Annotated in this window: 29 protein-coding genes and 1 pseudogene; 4 read left to right on the top strand and 26 right to left on the bottom strand. The window is 36.5% G+C overall.

Features of this window, described 5'->3' with window-relative positions:
• Positions 1-7: 7 nt before the first annotated feature.
• From RDN93_RS06510 to RDN93_RS06485, 6 genes are all read right to left on the bottom strand, one after another.
• Positions 8-1,183, bottom strand: coding sequence for a FecR domain-containing protein (locus tag RDN93_RS06510; RefSeq protein WP_308744741.1), 1,176 nt, complete (start codon positions 1,181-1,183; stop codon positions 8-10).
• Between the two features lie 85 nt (positions 1,184-1,268).
• Positions 1,269-1,817, bottom strand: coding sequence for an RNA polymerase sigma-70 factor (locus RDN93_RS06505; RefSeq protein WP_308744740.1), 549 nt, complete (start codon positions 1,815-1,817; stop codon positions 1,269-1,271).
• Positions 1,818-1,883: 66 nt separating this feature from the next.
• Positions 1,884-2,600 (bottom strand): LytTR family DNA-binding domain-containing protein, encoded by a 717-nt coding sequence (locus RDN93_RS06500; RefSeq protein ID WP_308744739.1) that lies wholly within the window; start codon positions 2,598-2,600, stop codon positions 1,884-1,886.
• Positions 2,597-3,640: a histidine kinase gene (locus RDN93_RS06495; RefSeq protein WP_308744738.1), complete on the bottom strand. Its 1,044-nt coding sequence runs from the start codon at positions 3,638-3,640 to the stop codon at positions 2,597-2,599. Before RDN93_RS06495 ends, RDN93_RS06500 begins: the two co-directional genes overlap by 4 nt.
• A complete protein-coding gene (locus tag RDN93_RS06490; RefSeq protein ID WP_308744755.1) occupies positions 3,637-4,716 on the bottom strand; it encodes a histidine kinase in 1,080 nt (359 codons plus the stop codon). Before RDN93_RS06490 ends, RDN93_RS06495 begins: the two co-directional genes overlap by 4 nt.
• A gap of 135 nt (positions 4,717-4,851) precedes the next feature.
• Positions 4,852-7,329 (bottom strand): TonB-dependent receptor, encoded by a 2,478-nt coding sequence (locus RDN93_RS06485; protein WP_308744737.1) that lies wholly within the window; start codon positions 7,327-7,329, stop codon positions 4,852-4,854.
• Between the two features lie 270 nt (positions 7,330-7,599).
• Between RDN93_RS06485 and RDN93_RS06480 the strand changes: the two genes are divergently transcribed.
• Positions 7,600-7,821, top strand: coding sequence for a hypothetical protein (locus RDN93_RS06480; RefSeq protein WP_308744736.1), 222 nt, complete (start codon positions 7,600-7,602; stop codon positions 7,819-7,821).
• A gap of 180 nt (positions 7,822-8,001) precedes the next feature.
• Here RDN93_RS06480 and RDN93_RS06475 read toward each other — a convergent pair whose 3' ends face one another.
• From RDN93_RS06475 to RDN93_RS06385, 19 genes and pseudogenes are all read right to left on the bottom strand, one after another.
• The gene (locus tag RDN93_RS06475; protein WP_308744735.1) at positions 8,002-8,433 is read right to left on the bottom strand and encodes a hypothetical protein; all 432 of its coding nucleotides are present in this window, start codon (positions 8,431-8,433) and stop codon (positions 8,002-8,004) included.
• Positions 8,434-8,494: 61 nt separating this feature from the next.
• A complete protein-coding gene (locus RDN93_RS06470; RefSeq protein ID WP_308744734.1) occupies positions 8,495-8,896 on the bottom strand; it encodes a hypothetical protein in 402 nt (133 codons plus the stop codon).
• A gap of 309 nt (positions 8,897-9,205) precedes the next feature.
• Positions 9,206-9,649 (bottom strand): hypothetical protein, encoded by a 444-nt coding sequence (locus tag RDN93_RS06465; RefSeq protein WP_308744733.1) that lies wholly within the window; start codon positions 9,647-9,649, stop codon positions 9,206-9,208.
• Positions 9,650-9,734: 85 nt separating this feature from the next.
• The gene (locus tag RDN93_RS06460; protein ID WP_308744732.1) at positions 9,735-10,484 is read right to left on the bottom strand and encodes a hypothetical protein; all 750 of its coding nucleotides are present in this window, start codon (positions 10,482-10,484) and stop codon (positions 9,735-9,737) included.
• A gap of 76 nt (positions 10,485-10,560) precedes the next feature.
• The gene (locus RDN93_RS06455) at positions 10,561-11,256 is read right to left on the bottom strand and encodes an Imm19 family immunity protein (protein WP_308744731.1); all 696 of its coding nucleotides are present in this window, start codon (positions 11,254-11,256) and stop codon (positions 10,561-10,563) included.
• Positions 11,257-11,317: 61 nt separating this feature from the next.
• The gene (locus RDN93_RS06450) at positions 11,318-11,857 is read right to left on the bottom strand and encodes an Imm42 family immunity protein (RefSeq protein WP_308744730.1); all 540 of its coding nucleotides are present in this window, start codon (positions 11,855-11,857) and stop codon (positions 11,318-11,320) included.
• Positions 11,858-11,876: 19 nt separating this feature from the next.
• Positions 11,877-12,470: a DUF4304 domain-containing protein gene (locus RDN93_RS06445; RefSeq protein WP_308744729.1), complete on the bottom strand. Its 594-nt coding sequence runs from the start codon at positions 12,468-12,470 to the stop codon at positions 11,877-11,879.
• Positions 12,471-12,538: 68 nt separating this feature from the next.
• Positions 12,539-12,802, bottom strand: coding sequence for a hypothetical protein (locus RDN93_RS06440; protein WP_065739937.1), 264 nt, complete (start codon positions 12,800-12,802; stop codon positions 12,539-12,541).
• A gap of 31 nt (positions 12,803-12,833) precedes the next feature.
• Positions 12,834-13,172 carry a hypothetical protein gene (locus RDN93_RS06435; RefSeq protein WP_195473254.1) on the bottom strand — a complete coding sequence of 113 codons (339 nt, stop codon included), beginning with the start codon at positions 13,170-13,172 and terminating at the stop codon, positions 12,834-12,836.
• A gap of 79 nt (positions 13,173-13,251) precedes the next feature.
• Positions 13,252-13,596, bottom strand: a complete 345-nt coding sequence (locus RDN93_RS06430) for a hypothetical protein (protein ID WP_032536038.1) — start codon at positions 13,594-13,596, stop codon at positions 13,252-13,254.
• A 75-nt stretch (positions 13,597-13,671) separates the two neighbouring features.
• Complete coding sequence (locus tag RDN93_RS06425) at positions 13,672-14,199, bottom strand: hypothetical protein (RefSeq protein ID WP_195473252.1); 528 nt, start codon at positions 14,197-14,199, stop codon at positions 13,672-13,674.
• A 71-nt stretch (positions 14,200-14,270) separates the two neighbouring features.
• Positions 14,271-15,197 carry a tetratricopeptide repeat protein gene (locus tag RDN93_RS06420; RefSeq protein ID WP_308744728.1) on the bottom strand — a complete coding sequence of 309 codons (927 nt, stop codon included), beginning with the start codon at positions 15,195-15,197 and terminating at the stop codon, positions 14,271-14,273.
• Positions 15,198-15,263: 66 nt separating this feature from the next.
• Complete coding sequence (locus RDN93_RS06415) at positions 15,264-16,217, bottom strand: hypothetical protein (protein WP_308744727.1); 954 nt, start codon at positions 16,215-16,217, stop codon at positions 15,264-15,266.
• An 84-nt stretch (positions 16,218-16,301) separates the two neighbouring features.
• Positions 16,302-16,898 (bottom strand): hypothetical protein, encoded by a 597-nt coding sequence (locus RDN93_RS06410; RefSeq protein WP_308744726.1) that lies wholly within the window; start codon positions 16,896-16,898, stop codon positions 16,302-16,304.
• Between the two features lie 79 nt (positions 16,899-16,977).
• Positions 16,978-17,697, bottom strand: a pseudogene (locus tag RDN93_RS06405) (tyrosine-type recombinase/integrase); the annotation flags it as partial.
• Positions 17,698-18,686: 989 nt separating this feature from the next.
• On the bottom strand, positions 18,687-19,583 hold the full coding sequence (locus RDN93_RS06400) for a hypothetical protein (protein WP_308744725.1): 897 nt from the start codon (positions 19,581-19,583) through the stop codon (positions 18,687-18,689).
• Positions 19,584-20,042: 459 nt separating this feature from the next.
• On the bottom strand, positions 20,043-21,008 hold the full coding sequence (locus RDN93_RS06395; protein WP_308744724.1) for a sialidase family protein: 966 nt from the start codon (positions 21,006-21,008) through the stop codon (positions 20,043-20,045).
• Between the two features lie 110 nt (positions 21,009-21,118).
• A complete protein-coding gene (locus tag RDN93_RS06390; protein ID WP_308744723.1) occupies positions 21,119-21,340 on the bottom strand; it encodes a hypothetical protein in 222 nt (73 codons plus the stop codon).
• A gap of 445 nt (positions 21,341-21,785) precedes the next feature.
• Entirely contained in the window at positions 21,786-22,721 is a 936-nt protein-coding gene (locus RDN93_RS06385) for an IS1595 family transposase (RefSeq protein WP_308744722.1), read from the bottom strand.
• Between the two features lie 159 nt (positions 22,722-22,880).
• Between RDN93_RS06385 and RDN93_RS06380 the strand changes: the two genes are divergently transcribed.
• The 3 genes from RDN93_RS06380 (at position 22,881) to RDN93_RS06370 (ending at position 24,260) form a co-directional block, all read left to right on the top strand.
• On the top strand, positions 22,881-23,009 hold the full coding sequence (locus RDN93_RS06380; protein WP_308744721.1) for a hypothetical protein: 129 nt from the start codon (positions 22,881-22,883) through the stop codon (positions 23,007-23,009).
• Between the two features lie 182 nt (positions 23,010-23,191).
• Positions 23,192-24,052, top strand: a complete 861-nt coding sequence (locus RDN93_RS06375) for a serine dehydrogenasease (protein ID WP_308744720.1) — start codon at positions 23,192-23,194, stop codon at positions 24,050-24,052.
• A gap of 1 nt (position 24,053) precedes the next feature.
• Positions 24,054-24,260, top strand: a complete 207-nt coding sequence (locus RDN93_RS06370) for a hypothetical protein (protein ID WP_308744719.1) — start codon at positions 24,054-24,056, stop codon at positions 24,258-24,260.
• A 490-nt stretch (positions 24,261-24,750) separates the two neighbouring features.
• Here RDN93_RS06370 and RDN93_RS06365 read toward each other — a convergent pair whose 3' ends face one another.
• Positions 24,751-25,239, bottom strand: a complete 489-nt coding sequence (locus RDN93_RS06365) for a hypothetical protein (protein WP_308744718.1) — start codon at positions 25,237-25,239, stop codon at positions 24,751-24,753.
• Positions 25,240-25,268 lie beyond the last annotated feature (29 nt).

Genomic DNA, 25,268 nt, shown 5'->3' with positions numbered 1-25,268 from the left:
ACAGGGATTAATGATTAGTAAATATTTTAATAGTTTTTCCTTCCACGTCGACAGAAACCCTGCCCGTCTGTTCCAGTAATTCCACAAGCGGGGTTATCTCATTATAGCGGTTGATATAGCAGCCGAAGCGCAATTCCTTTGTAGCCTCATCGCCATAGACTACGTTCATATCATACCAACGGGCGAGTGTTTTCATAATATCTTCCAGTCGACGGTCTTTGAAGTTAATCTTTCCATGTATCCATGAAGTGTAGAATGCGGTGTCTACATTGCGGACATTTATCTGATTACTGCCCGGAGTGATGCAAGCCTGTTCGGACGGTTTCAGAATCCGGTTGCTTCCATTTTCTGTCTGTACCCTTACTGAGCCGCTGACAAGCGTTGTCTGATATTCCTCATCTGCGTAAGCGGATATATTAAAGGTAGTTCCCAATACCTCGATATCCATCCCTTTGGTTTTTACAATAAAGGGATGCCCCGTTTTGCTTACTTCAAAATAGGCCTCTCCTTCCAGTTCCACCTGGCGGCAGTCTTTCGCAAACTGAACCGGAAAGCGGATAGAACTCATAGAGTTCAAGTGCACCTTACTTCCGTCGCTCAACGTCAACTGGTATTCGCCGCCGCGAGGAACGTTTACCTTATTATAAGCAAGTTTATCGGATGAACGGTCAGGAACCTGCCGGTAATTCAATGCGGTGGAGTCCACTCGGATAACTGTCCCGTCTTTTTCTTTCAGCTCTACCCCCGAAGTGGATTTCAGGTCGATTGTCTCCCCGTTATCCAGCATAAGGGTGGCTTTCTTGCCGCCCGGAATGATTTGCTCCGTTGCATGAGCTACCGGATGAGGGGCATCGTAAGTGTTACTCTTATAAATTGCGAAAGTAGCGATAGCCAACGGAAGAATAAGGATGGCGGCATATTTGCATACGTTCAACAGACGGTATCTGAAACGATGATGTTGTATTTTCCTCTGTACCCCTACCCAACCGTTTTCCGTACTGAAAGCCTGCCTTTTCTGCATATTCAACTTTATGTTCTCTTCACGGCAGATTTCCTGAAAGAGCCGTTCGTTTCCGGCAGATTCGTTTCTCCACTGCGTCAGTTCCGCCAATTCTTCTTCTTTTATTTCTTCGGATAAATATTTGGCAATAAGCCTTGCGATATAGAAATATTGGTTTATCATAATTCACATGTTTTAATCGTTGTTTATACTAAAACAGGTGAATTGAAAAGCAGGGTGTATTAAAAATGATTTTTTTTAAAAGAAACTATAAAAAGTAGAAAAGCAGGTAATAATAATCCTTCAAATATCCGCGCAATTTACGATAGGCTATCTTCTTTTGAGAGTGTACCGTCTCTCCCGAAATATTCAAAGCTTCCGCAATCTCCGGGTTGGTTTTTCCTTCAAGAGCCAGCCGCATAATGCTTTTCATCTGGGGCGGCAGTTTGTCGATAGCATCCACCAATATACGGTAGCTTTCTTCGGCGATAACTTTGTCCTGAAAGAAAGACTCTTTGCCCATTTCCATTACTTTTTGGGCATACTCGTTCATGACTTTGGTATGCTCCAGTTCATTCAGGGACTTGTTGCGTACAGAAGTATAAAGGAAGGATTTAATCTGATGGATATACATAAAATCATCCCGCAACTGCCACAACTTGACAAAACATTCCTGAACAATATCGGCAGCCAACGCGTCATCTTCGACATACTGATTGGCAAACATACATAGGGCTATGTAATATTTGTCAAATATAAAGCGGAACTGTGCTTCATCAGTCAGTCTAATGCTTATGTTTTCAGTTGTGCGAATCACGTATATCCTTTCTTTTGGTTACAAATATACCATTTGAAAATTATTTAACCAAAAAAAAATGAATTATCACAATCTTTGCCGCATTACAAAGCCCTCGAAAAAGTCATCACGATAGCTGTTGCCGATAGCAATTTCATACGATTTTATGAATATATCATTATTATCAAACGATTCAATGTGAGCGGTATTGACTATATATGACTTGTTTACCCGCAGAAAAGTGGCTTTAGGTAATAAGTCGAATATGGCTTTCAGGCTCATACGGGTGATGATGCGCTGGTCGCCCAGTTGGATAATGACATAATCTTTCAGTCCTTCGATAAAGAGAATATCGGAGAAGCTGACTTTGAAATACCGGCGTTCCGCCTTTACAAAGAAATATTCGGCAGCGACGATTGTCTCGATGGCTTCCTTTTCTTCTTTCAACAACAGGGAGTGATAGGCCAATGCTTTGTCCACTGCTTTTTGAAAACGTTCCGCTTCGACAGGTTTTATCAGATAGTCTATGGCATCCACTTCGTAGCTGTCCAGTGCATACTCCGTGTAGGCGGTGGTGAAGATAACCAATGTCCGCTTTGAAATCGTCCGTGCAAATTCAATTCCCGTAATCCCCGGCATCTGGATATCCAGGAAGACTAAATCGACTCCGTGCTGCTCCATATAGTCGGAAGCGGTAGCGGCACTGTTAAAGCTGCCTGCCAACTGAAGATTGCCTGTCTCTTCTATCAATAACTTCATGGCTTCGCGTGCCAACGGTTCATCATCTACTATTATACAATTCATAATGTTATACTTAAAATTACGGAATAGCGGGTTTCATCTTCTTTTAGCTCCAGTTGGTAGCGGTCGGGATATAACAGCCCTAACCTGCGCTGAATATTCGCAAGTCCGATTCCGCCCACCTTGCCTTTGCTCACGGCAACGAACGGTTTGGAGTTTTCGCAATGAAACTCCAACCGGTTATCGTCTACTTTGAAAGAGATACGAACAGACGAAGGGTGCTCGCTATCGAAACTATGTTTTACTGCATTCTCTACAAAAGGGATAAACAACAACGGCTGAATCCAAATAGATTCAATATCCCCCTCTTGCTCCATTGTGAACCGAAAATTATCACGGCGTATCTTTTCAAGGTTCAGATAATCGTTCAGGAAACGGATATCCGAAGCTAACGAGACTCTTTCGCGCGAACTGTCATTGATTTGATAGCGTAGCAAATCTTCGAGTTTGAACAGGACTTTGGAAGCCTCTTCCGGATTTCTCTTTATCAGGACATTGGCGTTATTCAACATATTGAAAAGGAAATGCGGGTTAATCTGATTTTTGAGAAACGTCAGTTCGGATTGCAAGGTGGTGGATTCCAGTTCGTCAATGCGCAGGTTGTAGCGCAGCCAATGGGTGAACAGTGATATGGCTGCCGAGCCTGCCGTGACAAATCCCATCGTAAGTATCCCCGAGAAGGCATTGATAAATGTAGCAAATCCGTCGGGATTCCTAACGGGCAGAATCACTTCAAAAAGTGCCCCCTGGGTAATCGAAAGAAAAGTGATTACCACTAGATTCGTTAATATGGCAGCCCCGATATAACTGCCGAAACGATTCTTCAGCAGGAAACGGGGTACTAATAAATACAAGTTCGCATATATCACCGCGTCCATAGACAAAAAGTAGACCAGGCATCCGGCCAACCGTTTCCAAAAAGAGACGATTTGCAAAGGCTCGTACCAAAATACATTGATTGTAATCAGCAGGACAGCCGATTGCAACAGGAGATGCCTGTGTATCCTGCAATGAGGACTTAGCAGAAAAGAATTGATTGTCATGCTTCAGCCCCTTTCAGTTCCAGTCGTATGCACTTCGTTGTCAATAACAGTTCGTAACGGTTGCCATACAGCAAGTTCAGTCTTTGCCTGATTCGCTCCAGTCCTTTGCCCGCAGAGAGGTCAAGTTCCGGGCAAAGGCAAGTGAATATAACCGTACCCCTCTCCGCTTGCAAATGGATTTTTAAGGAAACGGAAGCCGATAGCTGCCGTTCGTGCAGCAACTTTACGACATACTGCACAAAAGGGATGAAAAGCAAAGGCGGAACCAACATTCTGTTCACTTCTCCTTCCGAAGTAAGTTCATAGTTCAATCTCGCCGATGAACCCTGTTCCAATGTCAGATAATTGGTGAGAAAAGCGATTTCACTGCTAAGAAGCACTTTCTGCCGGCTACAATCATAGAGTTGGTAACGAAGCAACTGGCTCAACTTCATCAGCATTTTCGACGCCTTATCCGGCTCGCTTAATGTCAGTTCTCCCGAATGATGCAAGGTCTTGAAGAGGAGTTCCGGGCTGACTTGTTCTTTCAGTTGCTCCACTTCGGAAAGCACGTGGGCTTTCTCCATTTGCGAGACGCGCTGATGGTCTATCATCCATTCTTTCAGGAGCACGGTCATCGTTCCGCCTATCATGCAAAGCGTCGACAGTATAAAAGAAGAGATATAGTCCATTATCATGGGGACTGAAAAGTAGGCCCCCCGTGCATGGAGTTCCGGCCAGTGAGAATAAGCCAGATATTCTACTATCATCTGTATCAACAGCGCAATTACCATTGCAGCAGAGAGTAAGAATGAATAGGCGAGGTAACGCCTTTTCAGCAGGAATTTCGGGAACAGCCAAAAGAGGTTCAGACAGACGACAGCGACATAGGTGAGCAGGTAGATGAAAGTAAATATATAAATCCAGTCGCCCAATATCTCCCGGTAGTCCATAAAAAGAATAAAGACCTGATTGAAGGAAATAGTACCCAGCACCATAATGAGCACCAGATACCGTACCCACCGGAATTCCGGACTGACGAGTAATTTATATAAAAAGGCAGAGTCATTGCCTGTTGCGATATTGCTTGTTGCCATTGATTCGGTTGCCATACGCTTTATTAAGGGATTTATTAAGGAATACATTGTTACCGGAATCTGCTATTCCCAGCGTACACGGCTTCCCGGGCACGAAGATAAAGCTTTTTCCGGTAAGGCTTCTATACCCTTTGGCTAAAATTCAAGTTTATAACTCACATTTGTCAGTATCGTGGAACCGTTGCTGACATCAATCTTTCCGGTTTTCACGTTATATTCATGTCCGTAGTGCTCTTTCGCTCCGGTAAAGTTCAGTCCTTTTACGGCAAACTCATGGGATACTTTCTTCTTGTTGATACGGTAGCTGACGGTGTAGTTGCCGATAAACATGGGGGAATATTGTTTGGAGAATGCTCTTGTTTCGTCATACTGCACTTCTTTGTCGGGGTGGTTCATCGTCGCTTCCACGTTAATCGGGGAATAGCGGTCGCCGCCTTGTAAGGTCAGCTTCAGATTGACGCTAAGGATATTCTGCTTGTTGCGTCCCAACATCCATTCTTTGCCGACAAGTCCGTTGATGACATAGTTCCGGTTGAACTTCGTGTTGTACCATTTTCCGTCTCCACCACGGTAGCGGGAATCGAACAGGGAGCCGGAAATCATGTAATAGAATCCTTTCTCCAAGAAGCGTTCGAGGGTGATGTCGATTCCGATGTTACGGCCTTTTCCTTTGTTGACAAGGGCGTCTTCCACGTAGAAGTCAGAGCGGTTGAGCACGGAATAAGAGCTGTCCGCCATTACAGGAACGTCGTGCAGGAACTGGATATACGGTTCTATTTTCAGATTCATACGGTTGGAAATCTTGTAGCCGAAAGATAACATAATGTGCTGGGCTTTCGTGAAGTCGAGGTCTTTGTTGACGGACTTGTCGCCTGTGGTTTTCGTCTTTACAAAATAGACGTCCATTTTTTCCATGCGGCTGTACATTCCGTAAGCGATGGCAAAAGTAGCTTTCGGGGTGGCTTGCCATTTCAGACCGGCACGGGGTTCGACAGACCATTTATTGTTCAGGGTCAGAAATTGTCCGTAGATGCCGGCGTTGAGAGTCCAGCGGTCGCCCAGTCCGACAGAGGAACTGTTGTAGGCGGAAATCAGGCTCGTACTGCCGTCACCTTGTGAGACGGTTTCCAGCAGATGGGCTTCATAAGGGGCGATGGCGAGGTTCATATTATAGAACATGGCGTTGTAGGTGAAGCCTGTCTTATTGGTGAACCGGTTACTGAATTTACGGTTGAAGGTACTGGTCAGTATCAGGTTGGTATGTTTCGATTCCAAGTCCATATAGGGAGTGGATTCCAAAGCATGGTTGAACATGGACGCCCCGCCGTCCAGTTGCGAGTAGGTGGCGGCAACGGTTGTTTTCAGTGATGCGTCGCTATTGAAGAAATAGCGGTGGCTGATACCGCCGGCTGCCATATATTGCTTGTCGCGTGACTCGCTGCGGTCGCCAAGATACTCCCATTTTTCAGTATTCTTCTCCATGTCGCTTTTAAATTTGTCTATCAGGCTGGTTCCCCAGATGGAGAAAGTTCCGGCTTTCTGCGTCGGGAAGTTAAGTTTGAAGTTCAAGTCCTGATAGTCCATTGTTCCTCCGTCAAGATTGAGCAGTCCAGTGGTGGAGTAACGGTAGTTGAAGATATACGATGCTTTATGTTTCTTGCTCAAAGGACCTTCGGATGCGACGTCAATGCCCATGATTCCTACCTGGATGGTATTTTCATTCTTCTGGTTGTTTCCGTTGCGCAACTTCATGTCAAACACGCCGGATACAGCATTTCCATATTCCGCCGGGAAAGCTCCGGTGAAGAAATCGGAATTTCCGAGTACTTGCGAGCTAAGGGAAGAAAGGATTCCGCCGCCTAACGTGGCTATATCCGCAAAATGATTCGGATTAGGGATTTCTACGTCTTCCAGTCTCCATTGCAACAGATGGGGAGCATTGCCATGAATGGAAATCCCATTCGAGGAAACACTGGGAGCTACTCCGGCAAAAGCGGAAACCAGGCGTGCAGGGTCGTCAAATCCGCCCGCATAACGGCTTGCCTCTTCCACGCTCAACATACGTGCTCCGGTGGTAGCCATTTTGTTCATCGCTTCTTCTTTGTTCGTCCGGGCGCGAACTACTACTTCATTCAGTTCGTTCACACTCTCTTTCAGAGGTATCTCCAAGTAGATTTCTTTGGCGGAAGTCACTAGTATTTCCCTAAAAACACCGGTTTCATAGCCCATAAAGGCTGCCTCTACCGTATGCCGTCCGACAGGGACTTGCCGGATGGCGAAACGTCCGAGACTGTCCGTTGTCGTCCCCATTCCTTCTGTGCCTGCCAACTTCACCGTAGCATACGGTATAGGATACTTCGAGTCTCCGTCGACTACAATCCCGCGAATCGTCTGAACGGGGCGGCTTTTCCGTTCCGATGTCTGCCCGAAAGCAGCTACGGACACCAATAAAGCAATTAATAAGAGTATCCACCCCCCATAACGATACATCTTCCGTGTGAGTTCTTCGCTCAACACTCTTTCCAACGTTTTAAGCACTACCCCACATTCATCTACTGATACTCCCGAACGGGTTGCTATCTTCTCCAACAACATAGTTTTATTCATCTTCATGACTTATTCTGTTTTTTATTTCGACACGAAGATAAGGGACAGGACAGCATGCATTTTTCAAATGAGACGAACAGGCTTTGTTTGTAGACAAGATATGGGATTGGCAAGACATACTGCATATGGAAACCTCTATCCAAACAAACTTATTTGTAAGGTAAATCCAGAATATGTTATGTGCTTCAATACCATATTCTGATAATGTCCGGTAACTAATCAACCATTAGGGCGATTCATCCGCTTGTTTTCTGTATTATTTTATATCTAAACAATATGTATGACACCAATAAACAAAGTAAAAATGGTATTGTAGTATCATACAAGCACATTGTTCCAGAAAATAAAATCATCAAAATAGGAATAAGAAAAAATGATAGGGAACTATACAGTATGCTGTTTCTAACTCTTGCAAAGCAGTTCAAGAACAAAGTGATTGCTCCGGTAGATAATGCCAAAATTCCCAAAATTGACCAAACTAATGCCATGCCTCTATAAGAAGTTTCCATATCTGGTACAGGTTTTATATTTTGAGTCTTTAGCCAAATAATACCCGTAGTACACAATAGACTAATACATAATATTCCAAACCATATTTTCAATAAGAGTTTGATTATATAATATTTCTGTTTCATTTTTCGTTTATGTATTTACAAGTTAATGTTCGGTGGCAGCATTTTAATTCAAGCTATCTTTCATCATTATTCGTAGTTGTTTTTGTGTAGGTAATGTTTTCCATCCTTTATCCGGTGCTTTTAGAGTAAACCAAGATGGTACGCTGTCTAATATAAGATGTCGGTCGGGGGCTTTGGCTAAGAATGTTACAAAGTAACGGGTTCCGATTGGAGTGTTTTTACTCTCGGCAAATGATATAAAAAAACTTCCTTCATATAAAGTCTTATTATATATAAATTCATATTTTGCACTTTGCCCTCTATAAGCAGAACCGTATTTAATAAGAGTTACGATAGAATATATGCCATCCTTTCTTACATTGTTGTTTCTAATTGTTGAGACAGTATACAATAGAATGAATACTACAATAGGGATTATAAATTTTAAAATCTTGGTTTGCTTAATCATATTTATTGCTATTCTATATACTTTCATTTTTTTACTCTGTTGGTAATGGTTGCCAGCGTGCCGTATTAAGCGGTGTTGCTGTATGTTATCATTTTGTTTCCTCTTTATTTATTTCCCATTCTTGAATTTCTGTTCTGGCAAAGTCATAATCAGTATAGACATCCACTTCAACTTTAAGTATTCCTTTGTTTTCGTCCACTTCTAAAATCCGCCTTGCATACCCTTTTTCATACTCAATATCTGCGGCGTGACGTATGCTTATCAGATGTTCAACAAGCGATGCTTTTCTATACAGATAAAACCTTTCATTATTGTCGGTATAATTTACATCCTCCCATTTGCGAATAACATAAGTAGCGTTCTCGCACTCTATCGGTTTGGGTATCAGAGCTTGCACAAAACAATCCTCTACCACCCACAAACGCCACCCTTCGGGTACAAATGCAGCCATTATAAACAAGATAACTATTGCCAATGGATATAATGCCATAAAGCATGTATTAAAAAGATAAACCCCAAAATACCGTTTAATCCACTTTCGCAAAGATATTGTTTGAGGTACACAGAAAAAGGCAAGAACAGCAGTTATAACGATTATCCAACATACTGTATGCCCGATACCATATCGTAAATGGTTTTCGAATGGGACGAAGCATAATCTCAATATGGCTAATGCCATCCCTATCAAATGTATTGTTGCCAATATTCTAAATTTCATTAGTATTAGTGTTTATGATAATGTTTGGCAGCTTGCCGCTTTAGACGGTGTGCTGTTTGTTAGCATCATATTTTTTATCCCTTATTTAATAGCTGGCATTTTGAAACTCTTAAGAATAGTATTGATATTGTCATCAGTCAATTCTACACTTTTTAGAATTTCTATGATTCTCAATGTGTCTTTGTTGTCTATTGCGTTATCAAATTCATCCATTTTGTTAGCAATAACAAGACGTTCATTGACGGTCATACCACCATATCTGTTTTGCGGTACGAGAACTTTTTCTAATTGAGTAATTAGAATATCTGCTTGTACTTTACAATCTGAACTTAAAGTATCAGCATTCTTGAATATTAACTCCTTAAACAAATTTAGGAAGTCATACCAACCATCAGTCAAGCCATTGACATGTAATTTTGCATTTATAAGTTGTTCTGCCAACTGATTATTTTCAGACTTTATATTACTACATAGGGTATCATACCTTTGCCAATATTCAGACCTGCTATTTATTCTTTTGTTCATAATTCATTCATTGATGCTAATGGCTGGCGGATAATCGACCTTTAGGGGAGATTCATCCGTTTGTTACCGACGTTTTTGTTACTGATTATCTTTTATTCTCCTTGTCGTAATAGTATGTACTACAATACCGTTCATATGAAATATTATTCTTATTCAAATAATCTTCAAAATCGGCATACCGTTCCAGTTGTTGTAGATATTCTCTATATGCGGCATAAAATTTTCGGCAATCTTCTATAAGGATTTTGTCATTGTCAATTTTTAGTTTGTTTGAAATGGTTTGGAATCTATCAACAGAACTTAGCATATCCGGTATATCCGAAATATTTGCTCCATTCACACCATTCAAAACGCCATATGGAATTTCATGTATTGAATACCATAAAATCTCTTTCCCAATGAAATATTTTACTTTTAACGCATCTTCATTATCCGGCTCTTTTTCAAGCACCATATCAGCTAACTGAAATGGGCTGTATTTATAATTCCTCTCATTAGAAAAGATAGATACGGGACTATCAGATGACCTATATAAAAACGCATCCTTACCACGCAGACAGTAGAATAGGAATTTCAATCCTTCAATGCCTTCATTTCCAATATCAACATTAACTGCTGGGACTATTACCTTCTCGATAAAAACTTTATTATAGCTTACATCTTTGTGATTATCCCAAAATTCATATAATTCAGGGATAGTTGGATTGCCGTCCGCATATTGAGCCTTATCCCATTCCGTTAAAAGAATGTGCCGCTGCTTCCGTTCTGGCTTGCTAAGATATTCCTTTCGGAATTTCAAGCATATATCAAGATAATCAGTTAATATTTGTTTCATTATTTTTGTTTTCTCGTCGGTAATGAGATGCAGCTTGCCACTGTTTAGGTGGCACAGGTGCTTGTTAGTTGCATATTTACAATTTTGACAAAAGTATATTTAATTCTTTAATTTCCTGTTTATCATCATCGTATTTCAAAGCATTCCTATAAGAATGATTACTTGTACATATAGTTCCAATTTCGGGAATATCTTGTATATCAGAGTTGGGTATTAACAACCCATTCAAGACACATTTGCTAATATACCCGGAATGTTTTTGAAATAATGGAACTTGCTGCAATCTTTGGACTATTTCATTAAGTGCTATGTCTTTTTCCTGTTCTCTGATTGCAGACAAAGGCAAAAGTAGATGAAATAGTATATCTCCATATTTTAACTTTGTAATCCGCATTAGTTCTGGATATGTGAGATATTTTAAGTGATAATTGCCGCTAACCTCGCCAATCAGAACATCATTCAAAAAATAGTATGTACAACATGGATGATATTCTATTGTTAATGTAATATCATCTCCGATAGGAAGTATTAGGATATTCGGATTTTCTATCTCACCTTGATTTTCTGATGTTTCTAAATCCATTTGAGATAGCTTACTCCAATACTCCATAAATTCCTTTTTGTCTAATGATGCAGGTGCAAGTTTTTCATCCCACACTTCATCAAAATTTTCATTTCTTACCTTATCAAATGCTTGTATATGATGATGTAATATTACGTCCCAAAAGAGCGCATTTGAGAACGAATATTCTTTTTCCGGTATTACATTCATTTTTTCTTCATTTTTTTTATTGCAACTAATGTTTGGCAGATAATTGCCATTTAAGGGCGATTTATCTGTTTGTTATTGACGCTTTATCAATTCGTAATGCCAAGATTGTTGAATCTCTAATCCATTTTGAAAATTCTTCAAAATATGAATATATCATTCCTGCGGGCAACTTGATGTTATAATACCGATTATCTATGTTATCTTTTGTTAGTAGCCATTCATGACCTTGTTGTTCTACAAGAAACACAAAATAACCTTCAAAGCACTCTCCATGCTGCGAAAGTATGTCAAGATTAGCAAATGTTGGATTTTGCGTGAAATCACATTCGTTAAGCCAGATATTTTCAATTAATTTGTCTGTGAACGCATTTGCCGACAAATTATCAGAGGAAATATGGCGTTGTCCTTTTTGTTCAGTTACATTGAAGATACGATCCAATTCTGCTGACAACACAGCAGATTGTTTAATATTTCCGACCATATTGTTGCTTATCCATAAACAATAGTTTATGAATATAGGACTTTCATTAAGTTGCCATAGCTTTACTTCTATTGCGAACTTAGATTTGTTTCCGAATATATTTTCACATTCTTTTTTCATCGTCAATAATGGGTTGCAACTAATTGTTTTCAGCACTTAGTTGTTTGTTAGTCATTCTCATTATTACTTCTTGTGCCTTCTTCTTCCATACTTGATTATTGATTTTCTCTAATCGTATTAAAGCATCATTTTTTTTATTCATTACATATTCAATACAAGCAATATATATTTGATGCAATTCTTGTTGAATAGCCTTTTCTTCGTAGAAAAGCATTATTCTATATAGCTTTTCAAATGATTTTATTTTATTAAAGAAAGGAATAATATCTTTTTCAATTAAGAAATTTATTCTTTCTTGTAATTCCTTTACATCTACATCTTCATAAAATTCAATGTCGCCATTTTCTTGAAAGAAATCAGAAATTCTACCTCTCAAACAACAATCTGTATTTTTTACACTTTTACCCTTTGGCACTTTACCCCAACACAAAGCAAAAACATCTGAAGAATAGATTCCTATCTCCAAAGTATAATATTGCCAATTTTTATCACAATATTTGCCTGGATCAATTCTGAACATATAAACAAAAGGATCACATTGGCATAACCAAGTTAAGCTATTCTTTTTAAAACCTTTTATTTTTATTCCTTTCGATAGTTCTTTGATATACATATTGTTTTATAATGACTAATGGTTTGTGAATAACTGACCGTTAAGGCGGTTCATTCGCTTGTTATCTGTTATATTTCATCATTTTCTAATATTTTGTCATACCAATCTTCGGTGTGTACCTTATTCCAATCATTACCATATTGTTCTGCAATAATAATCAAGCCTAATAATGATAAGGGATTGAAGCCAATTATTTCTAAATCATGTTTTTGAGCAATCCAACGTTCTATTTCATTTTGGCTTTCATCCAGTCTGATTTTTATATTATATCCTCTTCTCTTTATTTCAGATAAAGCAGGATTATAAGTATTCATTGCTTCTGCTAATTTCATATTCTTTTTTATTACAGATAATTGTTTGCAGCTAATTGTTTGCAGCATTTAGTTGTTTGTTAGCGACCGTTCCTAACTTATCATGTAACCCTGTTTGTGATAATATTGAATAGAAATTATCAAATTTCCCGATCAGTTCATTAAAAGATGCGAACTCATATCTTTCGGAGAATAAACAATTTCCTGTTTCGATACTAAGGATTTCCATAACACAAGAATTATCATCCCATAGTGTTACACGACCTAAATTAGTATCATTATCTATATCAACATACATACTATGTACATAATCCGTATTTTCATGTATTGTGTATGTATATGACTGATTATTAATCTGTTCTTTTATATAGGAAATGAATTTTCGTATCATATTGTTTTAATCGGTTGCTAATGTCCGATAGCGTTCCGCTTTTCAGTCGGTAATGCTGTTTGTTATCGCGATTATTATACTATAAAATCAATTTGCCTGTTACCTCTCGCATTTTATCACAATAATCTGAAATTTCATCTTTTATATCGTTGTAATTTATAATAGAACATAGGTCATTTGGCGCTAAATGCCAATAAAAGCAACATAGAATATATTCAAACCTATCAATTATACCAGCCGCTATTTTTTTGTAATATTCAGTTCTACCATTGCTTATGTAATAGTTTGCCATTTTATTAACATTAACGATAAGCAATTGAAACTTCTCTCTATCAAAAAAATTCTTCTCATGAAATTGGTATAAGAATGTTGTTTCAATATTAGCTTCAATTTCTTCTATCAATAATTTTTCTAATTCTTCCATTTTTATAATTTTATTTGTCGCGATAATGTTTAACAGCGTGCCGCTTTAGGCGGTTTGCTGTTTGTTATCAGTCTTTCACTTCATTGCTTTTAAAATTATTTCAAGTATCTCTATTGGTGCAGCATCGTTATCACCAAAAGCATCAGTTCTTATATTAAAACTTTTAGGTAAATTCAAATTTTTCTCTAATAAAGGAAAATAGTACACACAGTTTAAAGGAATCCAAAACCATTCTTTGACCCATTCTTTAGGATATGGCATATCTTCATAGAGTTCAGGATAAGGTTCATATTTAGGTTCACATATTCTTTGAATGATTTCAAATAATTCCTGTTCTAATAAAGGTGATACAAGTGTTGGAGGCTCTGATAAACAAAATCGAAAAACGAGTTCTTCTGTTCCATCACCTTCCCAATGTTCAAATAAATCATTTTCAGTAATATGTTTACCTGTTAGTATTGAAAGCTGCTGAATAATTTCTGCACACTTTTCCTTATCCTCAATATAGCAAGCATTGTCGTATTTATCAATCAAGTCCAATACTTGTGGATAAATTTGTTTGGCTTTAATAATATTACATTCTATTTCATCTCTTAATTTCATGACATTTTTAGTTAATTTCTGACTGATAATGTCCAGTGGCTAACCGACTTTAAGGACGGTTGAGCCGCTTGTTAAACGCTGCCCTTGAATACCTTTTTATACTTATCTCCAAATAAAAGTTGGAAACATCGTCCTTTAGATTTTTTATTGGCAATGGAGAAATACTCCTGTGCTTTTTCAAATACTCCATTTTCATAATATGCAATGGCTACATAATAATCCTTTTCTCCGCTATCAATTCGACCGGTAGATGCAAAATCAAAAGTATCATAAACTTTTGCCCAGTGTAGAGCCATATCAAATTGCTCCATTTTTAAATACGTTATAGTTAATGTATTCACAAGATGATAGCTGAACTCAGTAGTCATTTTGGGTTCCGGGAGCATACCCCAATAATGTTTGCTAATCTTTAAAACTTCGTCATACTCTTGTTTCCGGGAAAATGGTACGACTTTATTCAGCCATTGGTTTTCCTGATTATTCAATTCATCTGATGATTCCATACATGCAGGTGTAACATCGTTATCTGGTGAACTCTGTTTGATGATTATTTCCTGTTGAGTGTTCTTTTTCCGAATTCTCTTTAATTCAACGTTATTCGATAGCCACTGAAGATATTTAGATTCATGTTTGAATATCTTTTTTCCTTCAAGCATATAAGCACGCAACAGAAACTCTTTTGCCATTTCACTATCGTTCAGTTCTAAAGAGTTTTCCCCTATACGTAGTAGAATAAAAGGATTATCGACATCGCCATTGTTGTAACATTTTCTGAAACATTCTAAAGACGATTGATATTTTTGTTTGGAGAAATAAGCATCTCCAATAGAAACCATTATCCAAGTATAGGCTTCCCATTCTTCTTTAGGGACAGGCAATAAGTTATAGGCTTGCTGGAAAAATGAAATGGCTTCATCATACCTTTCATTTTCCATTGCCTCATTTCCCTTTTCCGATAGGGATTCTATTTGGTTATACAAATTATCTTTCAATTCCATATTTTTATTATTGCGTTTAATGGGTTTCAGCTAACTGCGTTTAGCAGTTTAGGTGATTGTTACCTGCTATTCGTATTTCCAACAGGTTATTTTTTTAGGATTTTCTATGTTGTAGCTTAAAGCAACTCCTTTATCATCAAAGAGTTCTATAATTTGTTCTCCCTTGTTTATAGTCAACGTATCAACAATTTTCTTTTCTTTTAGTGAGTAAATTGATATTTGATTTCTATTTATAAAATTAATATTATTAAGATACATTAATTCCTCATTTTCAGAAATCCAAAATTTACGATATTCGGCGTCAAGTATGATCTCATTCGTGAGATTCGGTTGATTCGCTGAAATTGTAATAATCTTATTTGTTGGCACAATGTGTTCATGCGTATTAGACGTTGCTTCTACAATTTTGCCCAAATGAAAATAAAATGTATCGGAGTTACCTTTCCATGCTGAATAATATATATCTGTTCTGATAATTTCCTCTAATTTATTTTCCATCAAATAATACTTCAAGACCGTTCCCGTTTTGGGACAAAAAATCAGGAAAGTATCGGGAGTTTCTCCTTGAATGATACCTTTACAGGATTTAAGTTTTTTCTTTAGTCCTTTTTCTGTCAGATAATTATACACACATAGATAATCACTATTGTAATTCATCAACAAAAGAGAATCTTTATTATTTGAGGAAATATAATCACTGTACCGCTGTATGCCTTTATCAAACTTTTTTATAATGGATAAGTTTATTCTGTCTATTTGAAATATTTTGTTGTCGGATACGGCAAACATATTCCTTCCATCAGAATTAAAATACAGACACCTTACAATATTTTTTATTGATACAGAATTTAATTCTTTTCCGTCAGAGAAAGAGAGTTGGCGCAATTTTATGGAAGGGAAAGCCGATCCCCAGCCATCGGAAAGATAAAATCTATTTTTGTCAAAAGGATCAATAATAGGCTTTAATCCACCATAGGCTCCATTTTTCAGTTCAATCGTCCAAGCTTCTTTTATTTTCATTTCTTCTAATATTTTTAATTGCAGGTAATGAGATGTGGCTAATCACTCTTAAAAGAGATTTAGCCACGTGTTATCAACCTTTTTTTATGTCGATTGCCAATAACCAGCAATAATGTTTTCTACAATGCTATTGTTTTGCTTGGCATACAGATATAATGCACCATAGCAGAAAGGATAATTGCCTTTCAATAATCCATCAAGCGGATAGCCATCTTCGTCTATTTGCATATAAAAAGAATAGCCATCTTTTTCCAACTGATCATAATAGAATTTTTTATTTTGAACTAAGCGAGGTTTACCACCCAGCTTTACCAAGAAGGGTTCACTTTCGGTTTCAGTGTCACAACACTCTTTGTAAAGAATAATATTATGCTTTATTATTACTGGATTTTGTAGCTCTATTGTTATACCTTCCAAAGAAACATCATGTTCAATTACCTTGATTGCACAATCGGGATACCTATCCTTATTTAGATAGATTTCCCAATCTTCAGGTAAAAAAATAGAAATCTGTCTTTGCTTATTAGGCAATATGAAAGTCATATAAAAAAGATAACCCATTAAAGAAGTATCCTCTTTATCAAAGCATGCAGGCGGACAACCACCAATCCAACCAAAAAACGGTTCGCCTGTATTGGTGGTGGGGATTGCTTTATATAGAAAACATTTTTTCAGTTCCATATTCTTTGTTTATTGGTTGATAACGTTATGCTAACAGCGGTCATTTAATGTTTCGCTGTTATTTTCTCTAAGTATTTTATTAAATCTCTTCTTCTAAAATATCGTCCAACGGACTTTTAATTTTGCTTTTGTAAGTGTCTGCAATATGAACGTACATCTCGGTGGTTTTAATATTTTCATGCCCCAACAGTTCTTTTATGATTTTCAAGTCTGTTCCTTGTTCTATCAAATGTGTAGCGAACGAATGGCGGAACAAATGGGGATATACTCTTTTTGTTATTCCTGCTTCATGGGCTATCTCTTTCAGTTTTTTGGCAACGATACTTTCAGAGAATTGTACTCCGGCTTCACGTTCAAAAAGCCACTTTTCCGGCTGATATGCTATCCTATATTCTTCCAGTTTATTGATAAACGGTTTGGATAGCAGCGTATATCGGTCTTTCTTCCCTTTTCCCTGTCGCACATGTATCAGTGAACGGGAAATGTTTATATCATCCGGTTTTAAATTCAGCAATTCGCTGATACGAAGCCCTGCCGAATACAGCAGCGAATACATGCAATAAAACCGCAAATTTTCTTTAGCTACTGTTAGAAAGTCTTTCACTTCTTCCTTGCTCAATACATCCGGCAGTGTCTTCTCACGTTTTGCACGGTTTACCTTGTAGCAGTGACGTTCGTTGCCCAGCACCTTTTCATAATAGAACTTGATCGCGTTGATACGTTGGTTCTGCTGGCAGGAAGAGATATTTTTCTTGTCTATCAGTTGAAGCAGGTAGGCATTTATTTCGTCAGGCATAATGTCTTATGTTAATTCATTTTCTTATCTACTTAATGACAATATTGGGCAAATTTACGCTATTTCCTTCTATTCTCTATTCTGATTTTTATCACATACATTCTGATAACTCATCAATATCGGTATAACGTCCCTAAAATACGGTTTTATTTCATCACCCACAAAAAAAGCTGTTAGTTTTTTCCTCTATCCTATAAAATAGTCTCTCTTGACTGGCAATTGCACAATGATCTGTTACATAATTCATAACTATGCAATGATCAGTCTCCTATTCTCAGCATTTATAAATGCCACTATGAGATCATTGCCGTTCATCGATTTCACCTGATTGTCGAAATACCGATGAATAAGGAGATAGCGGGTGAAAGCAAGTGGTAAATTCAAGTAAAACTGAACATCAGCGGTTTCACCCTGTCTTTTCAAAATATCCCTTGAGCTAAAACAAATATCATTATAGCTAATCCGGATATGCTTATAGCTAATCGAAATATGCTAATAGCAAATCCGCTGTCAGGTATTAATAGATAACCCATCAGGTATTAACAGCCTGTATATAAAGCATTAACATCTTGAGTGTCATCTACTAACACTTGAGTTGGTAGATCTATATATCCAACACATTGTATCTATATACTTACCGCATTGAATCTATATATTCAGCACGGTGGCTCTATATGTCCAGCAATCGGTATAAATAAATTTGAAAGGTGAAAGCAATAACGGGAGATTTCATCTTAATTTTCTCAACGCTTTCACCCGCTATCTCCTTATTCATCGATATTTCAGAGATAAGGTGAAACAGGTGGAATTTATGAGTCAAAAGTTCATGTTATACTTATGTGAATCAGTAATTAATTTGCGCGTCTATATACTTGACTGTACCAACGATTGTGTATAATGAATGGTTGGACTTTAATGTGCCAATCTGCGACCTAGCAGATTAGAATTGTAAAAAACGCACATCAGTCATCATTGCATTTATCATTTTTAGACTATGCGTCTTCATCTGATTCATTCCTCACTTTTATTTTTGTACTTAGCTCTCGGAATGATAACATTTCGTTATCTGTAAAGAGTAATTTTAATCCTTTTTCTGCTTCCAATAAATCTTCAAAAATAGTATCAGTTTTATCCATTTCTTTAAAAGATATATGACTTTCTCTCTTTTTTTGTTTAAATAGACCCTTATCACTTAATCTCATGAAGTTATTTGTTGCCATAGTTAAGATATCCAAGGCATCATCTATATCTTTTTGTGAGTCCTTCAACACTCCACTAGGTATGCCCGACATAAAGCTATAAAAAATAAATTCCTTAAGGTCATCAATATTGGAAATATTGCTTCTATTGGTGAATGCTTTATTGATAATATTTTTATAAATATTTTCATCTCTAACTATGTTTTTCGTAATATCTGTTGTGCGAGAAAATATATAATTAACAGTCTCATATACTCGATATAGACTAGGGTAGCTAGTATATATTTTAGAAGACTCTTGAGTGTTTCCTTTCAATGTTTGCTCATATTGTGACAATAGTTCAGTATGAATTGAAGTTGTTATAGGAGCAAAATCTTCAAGTGCCTTATCTAACATTTCTTCTGTTGTTGAACTATTAAAATTAGCTGTATATATTTTAGTTAATATCCTATTCATTTGTGAAGAATAAACAACATGATACACAAGTTCATGAACAATCTCATAATTAATGAGTTGATTTAAATTTTTGCAATTGTATTGGAATGTAATTAGTGTATTACGAATCTCACGTATATAGCTATCTCTTTTTCCTAACCGATAGAGATTATACGCATTATACAATGTCAATGCAGAAATAATAATTCCTACAATCGTGACGATATCTTTTACTAAATTTAGATTAACATCCATTGCTTTTTATATAATATATTACTAAATAATGTAAACCATAGCTATAAAAAGGCAATGGTTAACTACAAAATTAATATTTTTTTCGGAGACAGACCATGTTATCTGTAATTTTTCATATTCTTATTGTGGATATTTAATGTTTCTTTGCAAGAATGACTCAACATTGATATACACCTTTAAAGTAAATTAAAAAAACAAGTCGTTTTTTTGTCTCATCTTCTGTTATGAGAAATGTTTTCGAGAAACAGGCTCCTTTTTATTTGCCCATACGGTATAAATGCTTTATTTCAAATATCCATTTTTTTTATTGAAAAATATCAAATTATTGGCTACACCAAAATTGTTATAATTCAAAAGTAACTTTTACTTTCTTATTGCCAAAGTGGCAATTTCTAAGACAAAATAGGGCATGCCAGTTTCCCAGCTTGCCCTATTAAATGTTGATATGTAATTCGAGAACTATGGCATAGCACAAACGCCATTGAGTTGCGCTGTGACTACATTACCCGATTCATCTTTTAGGGCTTCTAGAGTTTTCCAAGTTATGCCATCGGTAGATGTAGTGACATACCCATCAACACTTATTGCAATAAACTTTCCGTTGCTAAAGATAACCCCTCTCCAATTTTTCTTGGATACAAAGATAGATGGGACTTCCCAAGTCTCACCCCCATCTGTTGAACGTGCTGTTATCCCCTTTGTGCCAACCATTACAAATTTTCCATTACCAAATGCTATTCCATAAATATAATATCCTCCAATAAGACATTGATGCTGTTTCATCGCCCACGTAATGCCATCACTAGATGTAAGCACATTTCCTCCTCCTACTCCTGTTACATATTTACCGTTCCCGTAAGTTATATCTTGTGGCTCGTAAATATATGAGTTTTGCCATCTTCTCGTCCATGTTGTACCATTAGTAGATGTTGAAATCTGCGCAGTACCAACCGCTATAAACATTCCATTGCAAAATCTGATCGCATTATAATATCTATTATCTATATGAGGAAGTTTGTCACTTTGCTTTGTCCAGTTAATACCATCTGTAGAAGTCATGACATTACTGGGTGCATGCCAATCTATTGCTACAAATTTATCTTTCCCAAATGCAACAGACAACCAATTATTCGCACCTGTAATAGTTTTGGGTGAATCCCAAGTAATTCCGTCAACTGACGAAGTTACATAACCACTATCACCTACGACTGCATATCTTCCGTTACCATAGGTAATTCCATTCCATGTATTTGTTCCTATTATCATACTTGTATCTCCTATTTTAAAACTAATAATATCATTAGTTGATGGTGGACTAACAGGTTCATTAGGTTCTTCCGGTTGTGAAGTTGGAGGTTTGATGGGTTTGTATTCATCCTGTTCTTTATCACAGCCAACTAATAATCCAGTACATAGTACCATCATACAAAAGACTTTTATTTTCATAATACTTCTTTATATATCCCGCAACCAATGGGATGAGATATTTCCAAGAATGTGAGTTGTTTCCTTAAAAGGCACTTTCTTGCTTTCGATTATACTTGACTTTTAATAATATTACCACTAGTGCCAACAACAATGAATCTGAAAAGCGCTATTATATTTTCTTCCATTACCATCTGATTAGTAGCATAGGTTCCAGTAACTTTTAAACCGATAGCTTCTATTTCACTTCTTGTCGGACACCGAGTCAATTCCGAACTAAATGCACCCGATTTGAGCGTATTACAAAACGCTCTTGTTGCAATTTTACCCATAGGTTTCTCCTTTCTTTAATGATTAATATTTGATATATGTATTACAAGCACTTTTGAAGAGAAAAAAGAGATTGTCGAGGTCTATTGCTTGTCTTTAGAAGAGGAATCGTTCCAATCGTTCAGAAACAAAGAAAGGACACGAACGTCACTTTTTTCTCATTGATTGGTAAGGCTCTGGTAAGCCCGAAGTTCAAATAAGAAAAAGCAGTCCGTGCCCTTAGATAAGGGTATAAACTATGCCTAGACTCATTATTTTGAACTTCTTTTTAAAATTTACCAGATTTTACCAAGTCAAATAATTGTCTGCAAGTTATGCAATATGTCTTTTAGAAATAATGTCTGTTCTTATACCTCCTTTTGTTAGTTTGTGACAAAAAAAACAAAAAAGGAGGAAACGGACAAACATCTATCAGACTATATCACGGGCTGCTTATATAATTGTCTCTTATTTAGATTCCCAAATCCATTCTGGTTTCATTAGTAATTCTCCATAGTACATTCTTTCAGTACTACTGCCCAAGAACTCGTTGAATCGCTCACCATCGGTCATCTTTCTGGTGTTGTAACGGAATACGAACTCCTTACAATACTTTGGAAGATGCTTACGACTTACTAAATGGTATATACCAATAATCCCACGTTTGAGTTGGCTCCAAAATCCTTCTATGCTATTTGTATGGAAACCTTTCTTATTTACGTACTCATGAATTTTGTGTTTTACAACTTCGTGGATATATTTTTTCTCTACATCATTGTAACCTCCCCATTCATCAGAAATAATCATTGAACCGGGACGAACGAGTTCATCAATAATAGCTTGAAGGATTTTCTTGGTCGTATTAGGTACAACACGTGCATGAACAAGCCCCTCTGATAATAATCCCATAACAGGAGTTTTCTGTTTTGTACTACGTCCTTGATTTTTCTGACCCTTTTTACCTTTTCCACCAACGTAAGTTTCATCAACTTGTGTCATATCATCAAAGTTAGCATCATCATCCTTTAAATTTACCCTTATACGGGACAGCATAAACCATGCAGTTTTTTGAGTTACATCTATATCTTTAGCTAACTGCACACTACTTATACCTTTCTTGTGAGCCAAAAAAAGATATATAGCATAGAACCATTTCTTCAAAGGAACATGAGAACCCTCAAACATTGTACCTTGCGTTGCTGTAAAGCGTTCTCTACAATCTTTGCACTTATGCAAACCTTTAAACTTGCCATTTTGGGTTAGCTTATAGTGATTTTTAGATATGGAACCGCAATGTGGACACACAGGCTCACCACCCCATCGCATATCTTCAAGATACTGTCTGCAATCCTCTTCGGTATGCAGAGTATCTATCATATGGAGTAGTGAGAGGAATGTTTTCATATACGTGTATTTTAAATTATAGAGAAATTGTACACGCAGATGAAAGATAATTTCACTTCGAGAGAATTATTTTAAGAAAAAGTGAAAAATAATTTGTGAAAGCCTATAAATAGGGATATTAATACATATTTATATTAATCAAAAAAAACAGATAAGAATATGAAAACTTTAAGCCAAAAATTAAACGAATCACTGAGTAGCAATTCATTGAAAGAAGCATTAGAAAAGTTATTGAAAACAACAATAGAAGATAGCAAAAAAAAGATTAGAAAACGAGAAAGCCAATGATTAGCATTGTTTTTTACTACTCGCAGATCTAATCTTGTAAGAAGCTAGGGTATTATCACAATTAACTATATGGAAATTATCTAAATTATGCCATATAATGTTTATTTGGAAGTATGGATGTTCATTTTTTGAATTTATTTTCTTAGCTTTGTTTTATAAAACAAAGCTAAGAAAAACAAAATATGGAACCTCCTGTAAATAAAGCTTTAAAAGCACTGTTAAATTCGACTTTAGCCGAATTGGAAAGTAAAATAGATTCTGATGTTCTAACATACTATGGACCTATTGTAGATGGCAACGAGAATGTCTTATTGGACATCGTTGAGGATTTAGCAAAAGATGTGAATAAAAAAGAGCAACTTGCAATAGTTTTAACAACTACTGGCGGAAGTGCTATGGCTGTAGAAAGATATGTTAATATTATAAGAAAGCATTACCAGAAGATTATTTTCATCATTCCAGATTACGCATATAGTGCTGGTACTATTTTCAGTATGAGTGGTGACGAAATATGGATGGATTATTTTTCGGTATTAGGTCCTATTGACCCCCAAGTTAAAAACAAGGAAGGAAACTTTGTACCAGCATTAGGATATTTAGATAAAGTTAATGAGTTAATCAAAAAAGCTCAAGATAATAAACTAACAAATGCTGAATTTCTCATATTAAAAGATTTTGATTTAGCAGAATTAAGAGCATATGAGCAAGCCAAAGAATTAACAATATCGCTTTTGAAAAAATGGCTAGTTAAATATAAATTCAAAAACTGGAGTACACATGAATCGAACGGTGCACCTGTTACACTTAAAGAGAAAGAAAAAAGAGCGGAAGAAATTGCTGCTGCTTTAGGAGATAACAAGAAGTGGAAGTCACATGGTAGACCTATTAATATTGAGGAATTAGAAGAGTTGAAACTCAAGATAGAAGACTTTAGTGATAATGATGAACTAAGGAATGTGATACGTAATTACTACAAGCTACTTCAGAATTATACTAAAACATATAATTTCAATCTGTTTATTCACACACGTAAATTTGTATAATATGGGAACTGTAGAAAAAAAACTTTCAGAATTGATTAAACAAGAGAAAAAGAAGTTATCTAATGATGCTTGTTTAAAAGAGTTGGAAAAATCTACTAAAGAATTCCAAAAGCTTATTGATGATGGTATTGTAAAACCTCGTGGATATAATTTACAAACAATAGAGGATTCGTATAATTCTTCAATTCAGTTTAATATGTCGTTTTAAAATAGTAATTGGATTATTTCTATCCCTATTGATGTGGTCCACTTAATAAAAAGCTATGAGAAAAATCTCATGGCTTTTTTTACTAATTAGACACAGCTACAACCATTCATTATACACAATCGTTGGTACAGTTAAGTATATAGACGCGTTAATTTGATACCTTCGGTTTACCTCTACTGATTATTAAAGATAAAACAACTTTTGTTTCTTCTCTCATTCCCCTGCATTTTCACAATTCCGCGACAAAGAACAAACTCATTTTCTTCTTGGTTTATCATGGATATTGAATAAGAAAAACATAACAGAATAAGCAATAATTCATAATTAGCCTATCCAAATGAGAAATATAAACGATAAATGATTACTATTTACTCTACAAATCCACTCATTTCCTACTATAAAACCAGAGTAATCGCAACAAAACAGATTTCGATATATAGGTCAAAAAAAATCCTTTTTAGTTAGCTATACAAAATTATCTTCAACAAGACTACAAGAAGATAATCAATCCTATGACAGTCAATGCCGTATATACACAGTTGATATAAAAGGCAACCATTAATAGCCGAGGGACATATTCCGGATTCTTGAATAAAGATGAAGCCTGACTGACCAACAAAGAAAGGAAAAGTACAAGACTAAAAATGACCTGGCTTATCAGCAACCATACCGGATATTCCGGTATAGAAGATACTGCCCATGTCTGAAGCAAAGGAGTAATGTTTTGCAAAAAAACATGGGCGGCAAAATAACTCAAAGAAGACACAACTTCCTTTTTCTGCCGCAGAAGTGCATTTATTGCATAAATACCCATTCGAATTTGTCCCACCAGTATGGAAAGTTGAAAAAAGTAGAAAATCCAAGATATTGGATTTTCCGTGATTCTATCGGTTACGAAGTAATCATAAAAACAGAGTGAGGACACGCAGCTTATTGCTATAAGTCCGGCACAAATAAATGAAGCACTTCTTTTATTCATAACTTGCAGTATTCATCTCTACTTTACAA

The organism is uncultured Bacteroides sp., from assembly GCF_902491285.1.
GTDB lineage: Bacteria > Bacteroidota > Bacteroidia > Bacteroidales > Bacteroidaceae > Bacteroides.
Note: the sequence above shows the minus strand (reverse complement) of the source record. Positions and strands in the feature narration are given on the sequence as shown.

What these genes read in the sequence shown, in the direction of transcription:
- RDN93_RS06510 (WP_308744741.1), bottom strand. Translation starts at nt 1,183, where the DNA reads ATGATAAACCAATATTTCTATATCGCAAGGCTTATTGCCAAATATTTA.
- RDN93_RS06500 (WP_308744739.1), bottom strand. Translation starts at nt 2,600, where the DNA reads ATGAATTGTATAATAGTAGATGATGAACCGTTGGCACGCGAAGCCATG.
- RDN93_RS06495 (WP_308744738.1), bottom strand. Translation starts at nt 3,640, where the DNA reads ATGACAATCAATTCTTTTCTGCTAAGTCCTCATTGCAGGATACACAGG.
- RDN93_RS06490 (WP_308744755.1), bottom strand. Translation starts at nt 4,716, where the DNA reads ATGGCAACAAGCAATATCGCAACAGGCAATGACTCTGCCTTTTTATAT.
- RDN93_RS06485 (WP_308744737.1), bottom strand. Translation starts at nt 7,329, where the DNA reads ATGAAGATGAATAAAACTATGTTGTTGGAGAAGATAGCAACCCGTTCG.
- RDN93_RS06480 (WP_308744736.1), top strand. Translation starts at nt 7,600, where the DNA reads ATGTATGACACCAATAAACAAAGTAAAAATGGTATTGTAGTATCATAC.
- RDN93_RS06475 (WP_308744735.1), bottom strand. Translation starts at nt 8,433, where the DNA reads ATGAAAGTATATAGAATAGCAATAAATATGATTAAGCAAACCAAGATT.
- RDN93_RS06470 (WP_308744734.1), bottom strand. Translation starts at nt 8,896, where the DNA reads ATGGCATTATATCCATTGGCAATAGTTATCTTGTTTATAATGGCTGCA.
- RDN93_RS06465 (WP_308744733.1), bottom strand. Translation starts at nt 9,649, where the DNA reads ATGAACAAAAGAATAAATAGCAGGTCTGAATATTGGCAAAGGTATGAT.
- RDN93_RS06460 (WP_308744732.1), bottom strand. Translation starts at nt 10,484, where the DNA reads ATGAAACAAATATTAACTGATTATCTTGATATATGCTTGAAATTCCGA.
- RDN93_RS06455 (WP_308744731.1), bottom strand. Translation starts at nt 11,256, where the DNA reads ATGAATGTAATACCGGAAAAAGAATATTCGTTCTCAAATGCGCTCTTT.
- RDN93_RS06450 (WP_308744730.1), bottom strand. Translation starts at nt 11,857, where the DNA reads ATGAAAAAAGAATGTGAAAATATATTCGGAAACAAATCTAAGTTCGCA.
- RDN93_RS06445 (WP_308744729.1), bottom strand. Translation starts at nt 12,470, where the DNA reads ATGTATATCAAAGAACTATCGAAAGGAATAAAAATAAAAGGTTTTAAA.
- RDN93_RS06440 (WP_065739937.1), bottom strand. Translation starts at nt 12,802, where the DNA reads ATGAAATTAGCAGAAGCAATGAATACTTATAATCCTGCTTTATCTGAA.
- RDN93_RS06435 (WP_195473254.1), bottom strand. Translation starts at nt 13,172, where the DNA reads ATGATACGAAAATTCATTTCCTATATAAAAGAACAGATTAATAATCAG.
- RDN93_RS06430 (WP_032536038.1), bottom strand. Translation starts at nt 13,596, where the DNA reads ATGGAAGAATTAGAAAAATTATTGATAGAAGAAATTGAAGCTAATATT.
- RDN93_RS06425 (WP_195473252.1), bottom strand. Translation starts at nt 14,199, where the DNA reads ATGAAATTAAGAGATGAAATAGAATGTAATATTATTAAAGCCAAACAA.
- RDN93_RS06420 (WP_308744728.1), bottom strand. Translation starts at nt 15,197, where the DNA reads ATGGAATTGAAAGATAATTTGTATAACCAAATAGAATCCCTATCGGAA.
- RDN93_RS06415 (WP_308744727.1), bottom strand. Translation starts at nt 16,217, where the DNA reads ATGAAAATAAAAGAAGCTTGGACGATTGAACTGAAAAATGGAGCCTAT.
- RDN93_RS06410 (WP_308744726.1), bottom strand. Translation starts at nt 16,898, where the DNA reads ATGGAACTGAAAAAATGTTTTCTATATAAAGCAATCCCCACCACCAAT.
- RDN93_RS06400 (WP_308744725.1), bottom strand. Translation starts at nt 19,583, where the DNA reads ATGGATGTTAATCTAAATTTAGTAAAAGATATCGTCACGATTGTAGGA.
- RDN93_RS06395 (WP_308744724.1), bottom strand. Translation starts at nt 21,008, where the DNA reads ATGATGGTACTATGTACTGGATTATTAGTTGGCTGTGATAAAGAACAG.
- RDN93_RS06390 (WP_308744723.1), bottom strand. Translation starts at nt 21,340, where the DNA reads ATGGGTAAAATTGCAACAAGAGCGTTTTGTAATACGCTCAAATCGGGT.
- RDN93_RS06385 (WP_308744722.1), bottom strand. Translation starts at nt 22,721, where the DNA reads ATGAAAACATTCCTCTCACTACTCCATATGATAGATACTCTGCATACC.
- RDN93_RS06380 (WP_308744721.1), top strand. Translation starts at nt 22,881, where the DNA reads ATGAAAACTTTAAGCCAAAAATTAAACGAATCACTGAGTAGCAATTCA.
- RDN93_RS06375 (WP_308744720.1), top strand. Translation starts at nt 23,192, where the DNA reads ATGGAACCTCCTGTAAATAAAGCTTTAAAAGCACTGTTAAATTCGACT.
- RDN93_RS06370 (WP_308744719.1), top strand. Translation starts at nt 24,054, where the DNA reads ATGGGAACTGTAGAAAAAAAACTTTCAGAATTGATTAAACAAGAGAAA.
- RDN93_RS06365 (WP_308744718.1), bottom strand. Translation starts at nt 25,239, where the DNA reads ATGAATAAAAGAAGTGCTTCATTTATTTGTGCCGGACTTATAGCAATA.